This window comes from Roseimarinus sediminis (assembly GCF_050433125.1).
Taxonomy (GTDB): domain Bacteria; phylum Bacteroidota; class Bacteroidia; order Bacteroidales; family Prolixibacteraceae; genus Roseimarinus; species Roseimarinus sediminis.
On the sequence record NZ_JBNPXV010000004.1, the window covers coordinates 246,730 to 261,090 of the forward strand.

11 protein-coding genes and 2 riboswitches are annotated in these 14,361 nt (G+C 42.8%); of the genes, 1 reads left to right on the plus strand and 10 read right to left on the minus strand.

The annotated features are described in order from the left end of the window. Positions 1-13: 13 nt before the first annotated feature. The 10 genes from FHS86_RS07300 to ruvX all read right to left on the minus strand — a co-directional run bounded on the left by FHS86_RS07300 (position 14) and on the right by ruvX (position 12,142). Positions 14-1,948 (minus strand): TonB-dependent receptor, encoded by a 1,935-nt coding sequence (locus FHS86_RS07300; RefSeq protein ID WP_429412331.1) that lies wholly within the window; start codon positions 1,946-1,948, stop codon positions 14-16. A gap of 76 nt (positions 1,949-2,024) precedes the next feature. After that, positions 2,025-2,254: riboswitch (cobalamin riboswitch) on the minus strand. Between the two features lie 105 nt (positions 2,255-2,359). After that, a complete protein-coding gene (locus tag FHS86_RS07305; RefSeq protein ID WP_429412332.1) occupies positions 2,360-3,175 on the minus strand; it encodes an ABC transporter ATP-binding protein in 816 nt (271 codons plus the stop codon). Further along, positions 3,172-4,197: a FecCD family ABC transporter permease gene (locus FHS86_RS07310; protein ID WP_429412333.1), complete on the minus strand. Its 1,026-nt coding sequence runs from the start codon at positions 4,195-4,197 to the stop codon at positions 3,172-3,174. Before FHS86_RS07310 ends, FHS86_RS07305 begins: the two co-directional genes overlap by 4 nt. Beyond that, entirely contained in the window at positions 4,194-5,006 is an 813-nt protein-coding gene (locus FHS86_RS07315) for an ABC transporter substrate-binding protein (protein ID WP_429412334.1), read from the minus strand. Before FHS86_RS07315 ends, FHS86_RS07310 begins: the two co-directional genes overlap by 4 nt. 77 nt (positions 5,007-5,083) lie before the next feature. Further along, positions 5,084-5,345, minus strand: a riboswitch (cobalamin riboswitch). 71 nt (positions 5,346-5,416) lie between these two features. After that, positions 5,417-6,031, minus strand: a complete 615-nt coding sequence (locus FHS86_RS07320) for an L-threonylcarbamoyladenylate synthase (RefSeq protein WP_429412335.1) — start codon at positions 6,029-6,031, stop codon at positions 5,417-5,419. A gap of 41 nt (positions 6,032-6,072) precedes the next feature. Further along, positions 6,073-7,521: a TrkH family potassium uptake protein gene (locus FHS86_RS07325; RefSeq protein ID WP_429412336.1), complete on the minus strand. Its 1,449-nt coding sequence runs from the start codon at positions 7,519-7,521 to the stop codon at positions 6,073-6,075. 3 nt (positions 7,522-7,524) lie between these two features. Beyond that, positions 7,525-8,859: a Trk system potassium transporter TrkA gene (trkA, locus tag FHS86_RS07330; protein WP_429412337.1), complete on the minus strand. Its 1,335-nt coding sequence runs from the start codon at positions 8,857-8,859 to the stop codon at positions 7,525-7,527. A gap of 131 nt (positions 8,860-8,990) precedes the next feature. Next, positions 8,991-11,045 carry a ComEC/Rec2 family competence protein gene (locus FHS86_RS07335; protein ID WP_429412338.1) on the minus strand — a complete coding sequence of 685 codons (2,055 nt, stop codon included), beginning with the start codon at positions 11,043-11,045 and terminating at the stop codon, positions 8,991-8,993. A gap of 115 nt (positions 11,046-11,160) precedes the next feature. Further along, positions 11,161-11,715, minus strand: coding sequence for a peptide deformylase (def, locus tag FHS86_RS07340; protein ID WP_429412339.1), 555 nt, complete (start codon positions 11,713-11,715; stop codon positions 11,161-11,163). A 1-nt stretch (position 11,716) separates the two neighbouring features. Then, complete coding sequence (gene ruvX / locus FHS86_RS07345; RefSeq protein WP_429412340.1) at positions 11,717-12,142, minus strand: Holliday junction resolvase RuvX; 426 nt, start codon at positions 12,140-12,142, stop codon at positions 11,717-11,719. Positions 12,143-12,443: 301 nt separating this feature from the next. On the opposite strand from ruvX, the gene FHS86_RS07350 reads away from it, so the two are divergent. After that, positions 12,444-14,360 carry a tetratricopeptide repeat-containing sensor histidine kinase gene (locus FHS86_RS07350; RefSeq protein ID WP_429412341.1) on the plus strand — a complete coding sequence of 639 codons (1,917 nt, stop codon included), beginning with the start codon at positions 12,444-12,446 and terminating at the stop codon, positions 14,358-14,360. The last annotated feature ends 1 nt before the right edge of the window (position 14,361 follow it).

Sequence of the window (14,361 nt, forward strand, 5' to 3'; positions counted from 1 at the left end):
AATGAATTGAATATTAAGGGTTATTTGAATGTAACGAAATGGATAAGCCAAGCCTGAAACTCCGGCCGGGCATGGCATAGTACTTTTCATTCTGATAGCTCACATTAAACAGATTGTGAACGGTAAATGAGACGGTGAAGCTTTGCTGCCTGTATTCATTTTTAAGTGCAAGTCCGCAATTTGTTAAAAAATAAGCCGGTAGTTTAGATCCGACGTAATTGGTGTAACGGCTTCCTGTAAAAGTACCATCGATGTTGGCCGAGAGGGAATGGTATTTTAATGCGTAATAGAAATTGGCCATGTGCATCGGGTTGTAAATCAACTGATGATTGATGGTAGCACCTTCAATGATGCTTTCTGCAGCCCGGGTGGGGTTCAGGGTGTAATTCAGGTTGAAATCGGTATGGAAATCACCCAGTTGATAATGGCTTGCTCCATGTATTTCAATTCCTTTGCTGATAACGCGCTGTACATTTTGGGCCTGCCAAACACCAAAATTTCTCCATTCAATCCAGTTGTTTATGTCCATGTAAAAGGCATTCCATGTGAAGGTTGAATGATTTTCTCCATTGGAATGATGGTATTTTATTCCGGCTTCGATGCTGATTCCTTCTTCCGGCAAAAGATCAGGATTTCCCTGGTCGGCCCAGAAACGGTCGTTCAGGGTGGGGATGCGATGACTTCTGGCAAGGGCTGCACTGAACTGCAACATGCGTGAGTCACTCGAAATCAGCGTATATTCAGCTCCCAACGACGGAGTAAATGGTACTTTAAAATTGCTCACAAACATCTGCCTTAAGTTGATGGTTGTTTTTAAAACCCTGATGGGTTGATAGAAGAAGGAAGAATAAAAATCGAGGTGCTGTTCCTGTTTGATGTTGTTAGCCGAAAAGGCATAAACATCGGGAACAATGTACTTGTATTTCAGGCCGGCCTTGTATTCCAGTTTGTGGTTGATATTTTGTTTGGCACTGGCTTCAACAATGAAACGGTCGGTAATAATTTGTTGCGCATCAATGCTGTCGTATTCCTGAAAATCATGAACATACCCTGAACCAATGGTGTAGGCAATTTTGTTGTTCTCGTTTTTATAACTGGTCCAAATTCTGATGTGCTCGCTTAACATGGCATCTGATGGTGCATCATCCAGATTGTTTTTCATATTGGGTTGAATTTCATACCAGTTTTTTTCTAGCCAGAAAGTCGACTTGAAGTATTCATTGGGTGTAAACTGGTAGTTGATTTCCTGCATGAGTCCCATATTATTAATCTTTGCTCCCTTTTGAATATCCTCGAAAGGCTCCCGGTTTTCAACATCACCGGTGTAAGGGTTCAGAAAGGGAAAGTCATTTTCTTTGCGGTAGGAGTATAGTTTGCTTACCGATTCCAGCTTTCCGTTCCCCAGAAAGAGTTTTGCACCGTACAATTTTTCGCCAAAGGAGCCGGTGATGTTTTTCATATCAAGCCCAAAACCGTCGGTCCATTTGTTTTGCTGCCCCAGGTAAATGGCTCCTCCGATCGATCCTGAGCCGTTCAGCGTCGATGAGCTGCCCATCTGTATTTCGAGCTGGTCGAAAAGAAAGGACGAGATGGAGGATAAGTTGGATTGTCCCAGCGTAAGCGAGTTAATATTGATTCCACCAAAATTTACCGAGGTATGATTGGGAGATGTGCCGCGTATGCGAATGGTCGACAGGCCGCCGGCCGTACTTTTCAGATACACAGGTGTAAGCCGCATCAGCAGTTGGTCGATGTTGCTTTCCTGGGTGCTTTCAATCTGTACTTTTGAAATCTGATCAAATTTGGCACCAGGCTGGTATTTCCTGTAATCGCTGTACAGAGTAATCTCATCCAGATGGATGGTGTCGCTTACCGATGGAACCGGTTCTTCGGCCAGTGCATCAACTGTCAGTAAAACAGTGATCAATGTGTAAATAAAAAGTCTCATTCTTTATAAAAAATGAGCTAGGGGCGTTGTGAAAATTATTCGATAGTTTTCACCAGCTTTAGTCCCGAAGCTAAGGTTAACAAATAAGCATCTGGCAGGTCTTCTGGCTCACCTTACTTTTCGAGGCCTTCCCCTTCTTTATTGCTCTTGCAATGTTGAAGAGTGGCAGCTTGATTCGAAAAGCTTCCCGTTTATAATACGGGATACAGGCTTACAGCTGCGGGTACAGCTCCGGATTCTAACCGGATTCCCATTTTAATCCAATCTGAGAAGTATCAGACCAGAACCAAAATCACGACAAAGATAGAAAGAAAAGATGATGATTGACCCGGAGTTAATAAAATGTTGAAAGATCGGCTGTCTTAATTGTATGTTCCTGAAAAACAAGCTACTGCATTTTATTTTTGTAGGCTAGCGTGCATCCTGTCGATCGACGTTCTTCATCATCCGGTCGGAAACCAGAAAAACAACGGGCTTTTTCGACACCGGATTTTCGCGTGTAATTACCACGGTATCGTAAACGTCTTCGATGATCTGGTAATTCAGCACTTCGGCAGGCCGTCCTTTAGCCCGTAACTGACCATCTTTCATCATAAGCAGGTAATCACAGTATTCTCCGGCAAGATTCAGATCGTGGATGATAATGAGTACGCTTAATCCGAGTTCTTTGTTCAGGCGCTGAATCAGGTTGAGTATCTGTACCTGGTGCGTAATATCCAGGTGAGAGGTGGGTTCGTCGAGCAGGAGCAAATCAGGCTCCTGGGTAAGGGCACGGGCAATGGCTGCCAGTTGCTGTTCTCCGCCGCTGAGCTCCATCATCGATTTGTCTTTCAGGCGATCGACATGGGTTAATTGCATGTATTTTTCGGCAATGGCGATGTCGTTTTGAGTTTCGAAGAACTGAAAATTGCTTCGATAGGGAAGACGTCCCATCATCACATAGTCATAAACACTAATATCGGTTTGTTCGGTAAACTGTGAAACCACGGCCACCTGTCTTGCTCTTTCACGGATTGGCATTTGCGACAGTTGTTTTCCCTTTAGGGTTAATTCCCCTTCTTTTATTTTCAGATCGCCGGTAAGCGCCCTGAAGAGCGTGGTTTTGCCCGATCCGTTGGGCCCGATAATCCCTGCAAAAACACCACGCTGCAATTCAAAGCTGATGGTTTTCAGATTGAATTTCTCGTAACCGCATACGAGCTGGTTCAGTTTCAGATAGGCACTCATAAGTGATTCAATTTGTTTTTTAATCCGGCCCTTGCCAGTATGGTGATAAACACAAGTCCGCCTGCCATTCCGGTGATCACACCAATCGGGAGTTCGTTGGGAGCAATAATGGTTCGCGCAATAATGTCACTGATCATTAAGAACAAACTTCCGCCTAAAAATGAACCTATCAGCAGGATGCGATAGTCGGAACCAATGATCATTCTGATCAGATGCGGAATGACCAGTCCGACAAAGCCTATAATTCCGGCAACAGCCACACAGATGCCGGTTAGGAGCGAGGCCACCACAAAAAGGATCCGGATGCTTACGGTGGTGTGAATTCCCAGGTGCCTGGCTTTTTCCTGGCCAAGTCGCAAGGCATTCAATGGCCGGGCAAAAAAGTAGCTGATTAGCAAACCTGAAAGCGAAGCCCAAACCATGGCCTTTATGAGGAAGGTATTCGACTCTTCGAGTGAGCCCATCATCCAGAATACAATGTTCTGGAGATTGTCGCTGGTGCTGATCGACATGAGGAACATCATCGATGACGATGCTACAAAACTCACCATTACGCCAATGAGCAGCATTCTGTTAATGTCAATGGCACCCCGGCGAATACTTAAAAAGTAAACAGCAAAAATTGAAAGCACCGAAGCGCTAAAGCCGGCCAGAGGAAGCATGAAGGTGCCGATGCTGTATTGCAGTCCCAGAACAATGACCAATGCCACACCCAGCGCAGCTCCTCCCGAAATTCCAAGGGTGTAGGGTTCGACCAATGGATTACGGTAGATGCCCTGCAAAATGGCTCCGGTAAGACTTAAAGCCCCTCCGATGGCAAAGGCAAGCAACATGCGCGGCAGACGAATGTGGGCAATTACGGCATAATGGATTCCTTCTTTCGAAGCCACAATCTGAGGCAGATCTTTTAAGGAAATATCAAATTCTCCTGAAAGAATGGAGATCAATGCCGCCGCCAGCACCAGTAATATCAATAGTAGTGTGAAAAGCGACCACTTCAGGTATTTTTGTTGGATGGTCATTGCTGCATCAATTTTACCATTTCTTCAAGGGTTTCAACAAAGGTAACAGGAGTAGGAGTACAGGCCTTTTCAGCATCGATCACAAAAATTTTTTGATGAACAACGGCATTCATCTGGCTGAACTGCATCCAGGTGTTTTTCTCTTCATCGGCAACAAGCCCCATTGAAGTAATAAAAATAACATCAGGATTACTCAGCAGCACACTCTCGCGGGTCATGGTGCCATGTTTTAAATTACTGGCAATATTGCTGGTGCCGGTAAGCTTGAAATAATCGCTCATGAAGGTATTATCGACCACCGTAAAGATGGGTTGTGCTCCAATCTGAAAAAACATTTTTGTATTGCTGTTGCCAGGTTTTTGACTGAGTTCGCTAACTTTTTTGCTGGTTTCATCAACAATTTCACGGGCCAGAGCTTCATTCCCAACCAGTTTTCCCAGATGAATGAACTGCTCACAAATTTCGTTGAACGATACGGGTGTGGGAAATACTTCAACCTTCATTCCCATTTTTTGAAGCAGTTCGATGGTTTCGGGCGGTGTGATGATGGTAGCCAGTATGAGATCGGGTTCGAGGCTCAGTGTTTTTTCAATATTTACATCGATGGCAGTTGCCACTACTTCGACACCATCGGCTAATGCTTCGTTACAATAACTGGTACATCCGGCCATCTGACTGCCGGCTTCGAGGTAATACAGGTTTTTTGTGAGCGATTGGGCAAGTGATACAATTCTGACTGGTTTTTGTGCCTGCAATATTGAGCCAAGCAGGAGCAAGGCAGTCAGAATCATCGGTAATTTGCGATGCATAGTAAGTGTTTTACCGGGTATTTTGAGCATCTGGAATCCGATTAACGGAATCACGAAACTTTTTTCCCGAAGTTCGTATTGGTATGTTTTTACTGGCAGGTCTTCTGGCTCGTCATACTGCTGATGCCTTCCCATTGCTGTTACCTGATCTTCGATTTTCAGAAAGTAACAACAAACAGTGGCCTGGTATTTTCAGCAATTGTTCCGTAAATAACTACGGAAATTGACTTACAGCTGCGGGTACAGCTCCGGATTATCCTTTTTCACAAGAGCACCGGATTCCCATATTAAGGCTGACTGCCGTAGGCAATCAAATCCACCAGATGTGCAAAGATATAAAAGCAGCCGATAAGCACGGGTATCTTTTATAGGAAAAACCTGTTTCAAATGATAAATTGCCGGGTTGTTGTTTAGTAGAGCAGCTCTCCTTTACCCTGTCGGGTAATTACAGGCTCGTCGGCAGTACAGTCGATGATGGTGGATACCCGGTTGTCGCCAAAACCACCATCGATGACCAGATCGACCTGGTCTTTAAATTCTTCATGTATCAATTCAGGATCGGTTAAGAAGGCTTCAATTTTGTCGGAACTATGCAGCGAAGTGGCGAAGATTGGGTTTCCGAGCTCTTTAACGAGCGTTCGGGCAATGTTGTTGTCGGGAACTCTGATTCCAACGGTTTTCTTTTTACCCTTAAAATAGCGCGGAACGTTGTTGTTGGCATTCAGAATAAAGGTAAATGGACCCGGCAAATTGCGGCGCATCAGTTTGAAGATGTTGTTGGGAATCGGACGCGTATAATCCGACAATTCACTTAAATCGTAACTGACAAAGGAAAAATGCGATTTTTCAACTTTAATCCCCTTCAAACGGGCTACCTGCTCTACTGCCTTCTGATTCATAATATCGCAGCCGATACTGTAAACTGTATCGGTGGGATAGATGATTACACCACCATTGCGGAGTGTTTCAACAGCCTGATCAATTCTTCGCTGATCGGGATTTTCTTCGTATAGCTTTATCAGCATCGGTTTTTATTTTGCTTGCTGTTAAAGATAGGGCTTCTTTTTTATCGTTTCCAAAAAGCGGGTGAGAAAATGACAAGGATGGTAAACAATTCAAGCCTTCCCAGCAACATCAGAAAAGAAAGAAACCATTTTGCTGCTACCGGTAAATGGGAAAATGAAGCCGAGGGTCCTACCGATCCCAACCCTGGGCCAATGTTCCCAAGCGAGGTTGCAACTGCACCAATGGCGGTTTCAAAATCGGGAACGAAAGCCATAAGAATAAGACTGCTGATAAAAAAGACACCTATGTAGAAAAAGAAAAAAGCCAGCACATTGGTGATGATTTGCTGATTAACCGATCGCTTGTTGAAACGTACCGGAATTATGGCGTTGGGATGGATCAGTCTGCGTAGTTCGTAATAACTGTTTTTGAGCAGCAATACAATCCGCATAATTTTGATTCCACCCCCAGTCGATCCGGTGGAACCACCGGTAAAAAAAAGCAAGAGGATGATAGCGGTTAAAAAGGGAGTCCAAAGCAAATAATCGGCGGTGGCATATCCGGTAGTAGTAATAATCGACACTACCTGGAAGAGTGAGGTTCTGAAAGTTTCTTCCAGACCCAGATTGCTGGTGATCAGAAGTCCGGCAGCAATAATAAATGTGAATACAAGGATGAAAAGTAAATAAAATTTGAACTCTTCATTTTTAAACATCTTTTTAGGCTTTCCGGTAAAAGCAAAATATGAAAGTGAGAAGTTGGTTCCGGCCAGTATCATGAAAAAAGTGATCACATAGTGAATAAATGGTGAATCCCAGTGAGCAATACTGGCTTGTTTGGTTGAATAGCCTCCCGTTGCCATGGTTGTGAACGAATGGCAAATGGCATCAAAAACACTCATGCCTCCAAGGGTTAGGAGTATGGCTTCGGCAACGGTAAAAATAAGATAAACGTTCCAGAGAATTTTAGCCGTGTCTTTAATTTTTGGATTGAGCTTATCGGTAGTAATACCAGGCGATTCAGCAGCAAAAAGCGACATGCCGCCAATGCCAAAGATGGGCAATATGGCCAGGGATAATACGACAATCCCCATGCCTCCAAGCCATTGGGTGAGACTTCGCCAAAAAAGGATGCCATGGGGTAAGGCTTCAATATTATCGAGTATGGAAGAACCAGTGGTGGTAAAGCCCGACATGGTTTCAAAAAAAGCATTGTGGTATTCAGGAATTGCGTGACTGAACAAATAGGGTAAACTACCAAAAAGTGAAAAGAAAAGCCATACGGTACTTACAATGATGTAGCCTTCCCGCTTGCCAATTTTTTTTTCAGCATGACGGGTTGAAAAAATCAGCACGATACCACAACTTAAGGTAATAGCGGCCGAATAGATAAAAGCATTCAGATCGCCTTCTTTGTAAATGAGGGCAACGATCATTGACAATAACATGAAAAGGCTTTCACCCAGCAAAAGAAACCCCAGTGAGCGGAGTATGATTTTGTAGTTCAGCATGTGCTATTTGAAAAAAGTATCAATTTTCTTAATGGCATCGGGCAGGGCAAATACAACTACCTTGTCTCCTTCCCTGATTTGTGTCTCTCCTGTTGCAATAAAACCATTATCATCACGCACGATGCCACCGATGTTTGCATTTTCAGGAAAATTAAGGTCCTTAATAAGCCGTGTGGTAACCTTTGAGCCTGCATGGGCAATTAACTCTACTGCTTCGGCTTCGGTAGCAGTGAGGCATTTAATGCTCGAAATTTCAGAATTCATGGAATATCGATAGATGAAACTGGCTGCAATGTATTTTTTATTGATTACGCTTCCAATTCCCACCTGTTCGGCCAGACTGATGAAGTCGATGTTTTCAATTTCGGCGACTGTTCTTTTTACGCCCATCTTTTTAGCCAGCTGGCAGGTAAGAATATTTGTTTCAGAGTTTCCTGTAACGGCCACAAAGGCATCCATCTTTTCTATTCCTTCTTCTTTCAGCAATTCAAGGTTACGACCGTCACCATTAATTACCAGCACATTACTAAAGCGATCGGCAATTTTCTGACAACGCTCTTTGTTTTGCTCTATAATTTTAATATTGAACTGATCTTTAAGTTTTTCGGCTGTTTTCTGGGCAATACGACTTCCACCCATAAACATGATGTTTTTTACCCCAAAAAGCTGTTTCCCCGCCTTGTCGTAAAGCTCCTGCATCGCACCACGGGTTGTGACAAAATATACAATGTCTTCGGGTAAAATGAAATCCTTTCCCTTGGGAATAATGGTATTTTCGTTTCGGGTGATGGCTACTGCCCTGAAGCCATTTGTAGTTTTTGCAATGTCGGCAAGTGACTGGTTAACGATGCTCGCATTTTCCCTGATTTTGATTCCAAAGAGCATTAGTTTGCCACCCGAGAATTCATGCATCACCCTGGCGCCGGGTTGTTTAACCGATGCAATTATTTCTTTTGCAGCCAGTGTTTCGGGATAAATTAGTTCGTCGACACCAAGGGCATTGAATTTGGGTTTGTTGATTTTTTTCAGGTATTCGGCATTGTTGATACGGGCGAGTGTTTTACCGGCTCCAAGATCTTTGGCAAGTATACAGGCTAAAACATTGCGCGACTCGTAAGGAGTTACTGCAATAAAGAGATCGGCTTTTGAAATACCACATTCTTTCAGATCGTCGATTGAATTAGCAGCACCATTAACGGTTAGCAAATCAACCTGACTGGCAATTCTTTCTAACTTTTCCTGGTCATCATCGAGTAACACAATGTCGTGACTTTCCTTGCTTAACATCTTGGCAAGATGAGTACCAACTTCACCGGCACCGGCAATAACTACTTTCATATGTCAAAGTCTTTGTTTTTTGCATTGCAGCAAAACTGATTTTATCGCAGCTATTTATAAACTGCGGGGCAAAGTAAATTATAAAGATCACTAATGTCCAAATAATCTAATCTGTTTTTTGCCGCTTTTAATCAATTTAAAAAGGATATGGCTTTTATTGCCTGCCTTTCTTCAATAATTATTGCGCCAAAAGTGTTGACATCGAACAGTTTTTGTCCGATGCTGTCAGATTTGACGGACGATGTTAAGTTACTGTTTTTAATGGTCCTTATTCTGATTTTTTCAGAATTTTTGACCAATACCTTTCCTTCGTCAGCCAGCCAGATTGCATCTTTTTCTACTGCTTCGGTTTCCGCTTGCTGCCCGCTTTCGCTTACTTCAATTCTGATATTCTTAAAAAAAAGAATTGAATTGTACGAAGTAGCGAAGTCAGGATCTGTTTGATTGTCAGTAAGTGATACCGGTTTATAAGTGCTGAAATAGCCGCTTGAATTTTCAAGGAGTACTTGTTGATAGCTGCTAATTGAATCGGAATCACAGTAATAAAAATGATCTCTGCCATGAATGAGGCTCATCAACTGTCCATCGTAGGTCTGATAAACAATGATCATCGATTGCCGCATGTGTTTTATGAGTTTTACATTCAATAGGAAAAGCAAAAGGACAGACGCAATTAATACAGGCTGCAGGCGAATCAGCCTACGGCCCTGCATCGCAGAAGCAATGGCAATTATCAGCAGAAATAGTGAAACCAGTGTGAATTGGTCAATCCAAATGTTGGTGATTAAAGCTGCCGGTAATTGCTCAATCCATTCTATTCCTTTAATCATGATGCTTGTTTCAACTTTAAGCAGAAATGCGAATAGTAAATGTAGAGGTGGTACGATTGAAGCAATGAAGAAGGCAAATGCACTGTAAATAATAACACCAGCCAGGGGGATAACCAGTAAATTGGTAAGAAGGAAATAGACTGGAAACTGGTGAAAATAATAGATCGACAGCGCAAAGGTTCCAACTTGTGCAGCCAGTGAAACGGCACTTAACTCCCACAAATATCGAAGTACTGCCTGCTTAATCTTAAAAAGTGATACAATTTTAGGCTGAAAGAAAACGATGGCCGTAACAGCAGCATAGGACAGCTGAAAACCAACTTCGTAAATAATCAACGGATTGATTAATATTAATACAAAGGCAGACAAGGCAAGCGTATTGTAGATATTGGTTTTTCGATGCAGGTTCTCACCAATCACTACAAAGGAGAACATTACAGAAGCCCTCATTACCGAAGGTGACAAGCCAGCCATGAATGCATAAGACCATAGCAGCAACAAGGTAATAAGGCATTTCGGCAAACGTCCTTTGCGAAAGCGCTCAAGCGGCTTCAAAAACAGGGTAATAACCCAGTAAATAATTCCTACATGCAAACCCGAAACCGCCAGTACGTGCATGGCACCGCTGGCCGCAAACGAAGTCCTGGTTGCCTGATCGAGCGAACTTTTCTCCCCCAGGGTAAGCGCAGCCAGAACAGCAAACGAGGGCCCCTCAATCGAAGCATTGCGATACATCGCCAGCAGGTGATTGCGCCGCATTAAAGCGTAGGTGCTGATGGTATGACTACTACGCGGGAGCATGTCCGCTTTTTTAACATAGGCCTGGTATCTGATGCCTCGTCGGTACATGAAGCGCTGATAATCAAAGCTGCCGGGGTTGATTTGCTTTGTAATTGGATAGAGCCGGCCCCAAAAGGCGAGTAGGTCTCCGGGCTTACTTCGTTGGTTGATCGAACTGTCGGAAAGAAAAAGCACGATGCGCTCATCGAGTGGGATAATGGTATCTTTTCCAAACGACAACAACTGTAGCCGATACCTTATCCGCTGGTCATCCGACAGGTCTTTTTCTTCGATTCTGCCTGTATAAAATCCACTTTCAGGCAGTTTTTCATCAAACAGCTTTTCGTGATGCAGTTGATTATAAAAGGCACCGGCAAAAATCAGGACCAGCAGAAATACGAAACGATATATGCTGGCATACCATGAAGAATATAGCGATCCAAAGTTTTTGACAATGAGTAGTAAAAGTACGGCCGCGATCAGCAGGAACATAAAAAGATCAGCGCCGGAATCATGCACAATCCCCGTCAATACAACACCCGTTGCTAAAGCAGTCGTGTAAGCAACAAAGGGCATCTTGCCTGATATGAAGCCGTTGGGGGCCATAGCAGTGGCAAGTTACATAAAAATCGTTTTACCTTATAAAGAGAATTGAAAAATATGCCATTGGTAAGTCTGATCAACTTCGTGTTTATTTGGGGCTTACTATCCGATAATGTGCTTTTGCTTTGCCCTTGGCAATGGCAGCCAGCTTGCCTTTCAGTAATTTTCTCCGCAGAGGCGAAATGTAATCGATAAACATTTTACCTTCAAGGTGATCGTATTCATGCAAAATAACCCGGGCTGCAAAACCACCATAGGTTTCGGTATGCTCGTTCCAGTTTTCGTCGAAATAACGAATAGTGACCTGTTCTTCGCGCGTTACATTTTCCCTGATATTCGGAAGGCTAAGGCATCCTTCCTCCATTTCCCAGGGAGTACCCTGCTTGTCAAGTATCACCGGATTGATAAATATTTTTTTAAAGTCTTTCAGTTCAGGTTCCTCGTCGGCAGCAGGAGAGGCATCAATGATAAATAAGCGTAGCGATCTGCCAATTTGAGGGGCGGCCAATCCGACTCCATCGGCATTGTACATTGTTTCAAACATGTTTGCGATCAACTCATTCAATCCCGGTTCATCCTTTTCAATTGCTTTGGCTACTTTCCTTAAAAGCGAATCACCATAAACAGTTACTGGTAAAATCATCTTACTTATTTAAATTTCTTTGTTGTTCAAGGTACGATTGCAAAATCAGTGTTGCACTAACAGCATCGACTGTCTCTTTGTTCTGCCTTGCCTTCCTTTTCAATCCGGCATCAATCATCGTCTGAAAGGCAATTTTTGAAGTGAAACGTTCATCAGCCAGCTCCAGTTGAAGCCCTGGATATCTTTTTTGAAACTGTTTCAGAAAAGGGTTGATGTAACGTATCGACTCCGATGCCTCATTTTGCATCGTCTTCGGGTATCCAACCACAACACAATCGACCTTTTCCTTTGCGAAATAGTTATCCAGAAAATCAAAAATATCGTGTGCCCTGACCGTTGTAAGTTTACTTGCAATGATCTGCAGTGGATCGGTAACGGCTATTCCAACACGTTTGCGACCATAATCGATGGCTAATACTCGTCCCATATTTATTTGGCTGCAAAGATATAAAACTGTTCTGAATGCGAAACAACTGCTTTTTAAAGTACTTCAGGTTTTTATTTGTACTGAGAATAAATTACTGGACACCATCGTTGTTCACGTTTGTTTACATAACTTTATGTTTTCTAAAATGGACTAGCAATGTTCTAACCGATAACTACTCCCGGGACTAATTTGTGCTGTAACAGTACCCAATTCGTGCATTTGTTTTTTTGAAAAGCTTGAGAATTAGAATAAAATGATATAACACGATGATTAAGCACTTATGCAATGGTCCTTCAACATAGTGAAAAGAATAAGCGGGATGCTGGTGTTTCTTTTTTATTCCTGCTTTCTTCATGCAGCCAGCACTGTCGATAGTTTGCTGATCGCTGCACAAAACAGTGAAGGGGATGAGCTGGCTGCTGTACTGATCAGTTTAGCCGATCAGACACTTTACAATGCAGCACCACAATCGCTCAATTACGCCGAGCAGGCCTGGCAAGTGGCCAATGAAACAAAAAATGATTCATTAAAATATGCAGCTCTAAAATTAATGGGCTATGCCAACGGCTATCTGGGACGTTATGATATTTCGCTTCAAAATATGAACGAAGGCTTAGGTTACTATGAAAGAACACACGATTCGATCAAAATTGCCGAAGCTTTAAGCGACATTGGCTGGCTGCTACAAGCCCTTTCGTCGGATGAAGAAAATATCATGGAATACAATCTGCGTGCCTTGCGCATCAGAGAAGCGCTTGGAGATGAAAAGGGAATTGCCTATTCGCTGAACAACATCGGAGCATTGTACTGGCAATGGGAGCAGTTCGACCAGGCAATTGAATATTTTCTTCAAGCCTTACCCTATTTTGAAAAATTAAATGCGACGGAAGAGCAAGCAACCATTTATGGAAATATTGGCGCCTGGTATATTGAAACGAAACAAGAGGAGCTGGCTAAAAACTATTTGCAGGAAGCACTGGTAAAATACCGTTCAATTCAGCATAAACTGGGAGAGGGACTGATATTAACCAGCCTGGGACGCCTGTTTCTTCAAAAAAACCAAGAGGACAGTGCCCTTATCTACTTTTTACAAGCAAAAGAAATAAGGGAAAAAATTGCTGACCGCGAAGGTTTGGTCGCAAGTTTTTATCATCTGGGTGTGATCAGCTTAAGGCAAAACAGCTTGGAAACCGCAACTGGCTATTTCGATCGAAGTCTGCAAATTGCCGATAGCATTGGCTTGAAACATAAAATGATTGATATTTATCAACGTTTATCCGAAGTTGCGCTTGCCGAAGCCGATTACCTGAAGGCCTATCATTTTTTAAAGGAAAGTAAGGAACTGAACGACTCGGTTTTCAGTGCCGAAAAACACCGTCAGCTTGAAGAAATAAGGGCACAGTATGATTCTGAAAAAAAGGAAGCCGAAAATGTGCAGTTACTGTTTGAAAATGAAAACCAAAAACTGATTTTGCAACGAAACCGTTTTATATTTTATCTGGTAGTTGCTGTTATTTTGCTGGTACTATTGTTTATGTACCTTCAATTTAAGCGGCGAAGGGCCGAGGATCAGCTTCAGGTAGTCGAAAATGAACAGAAACTGCTAAGATCGCAAATGAACCCGCACTTTATTTTCAATGCGGTAACAGCCATTCAAAACTACATACTGAGTCACTCTGCCAGGGAGGCCATCAATTATCTGGGAGGTTTTGCAGCGCTAATGCGTCAAATTATTGATGGATCATCGAAGGAATTAATCGATCTGGAGAGCGAAAAACAATTGATTGAAAACTATCTCCGACTGCAGCAACTACGCTATCCCGGAAAATTTACAAGTCGCATCATCATTGATGAACAACTGGTTCCCGATGAGGTAAAAATACCACCAATGCTGAGCCAGCCCTTTATCGAGAACGCTATTGAACATGGCTTTAAATCAATTGATTATGAGGGGAAAATAGAAATCAGCTACCTGCTGAAGGGCAAAAATCTGCATATTGCTATAAGTGATAACGGAAGTGGCATAAAAGAGAATAACGATCAGAAAGCGCTTCATCATAAGGGTTTTGCCATCGAAGCCACCAAAGCCCGGTTGAAGAATCTTTCAAAAAAAATGAAAGGCAGTTACCAGCTCAAAGTAAGCAATCTTAACGATATTTCGCCTGAACAGCATGGTACCCTGATCGAATTTAGCATTCCATATTTACACAATCATTAAG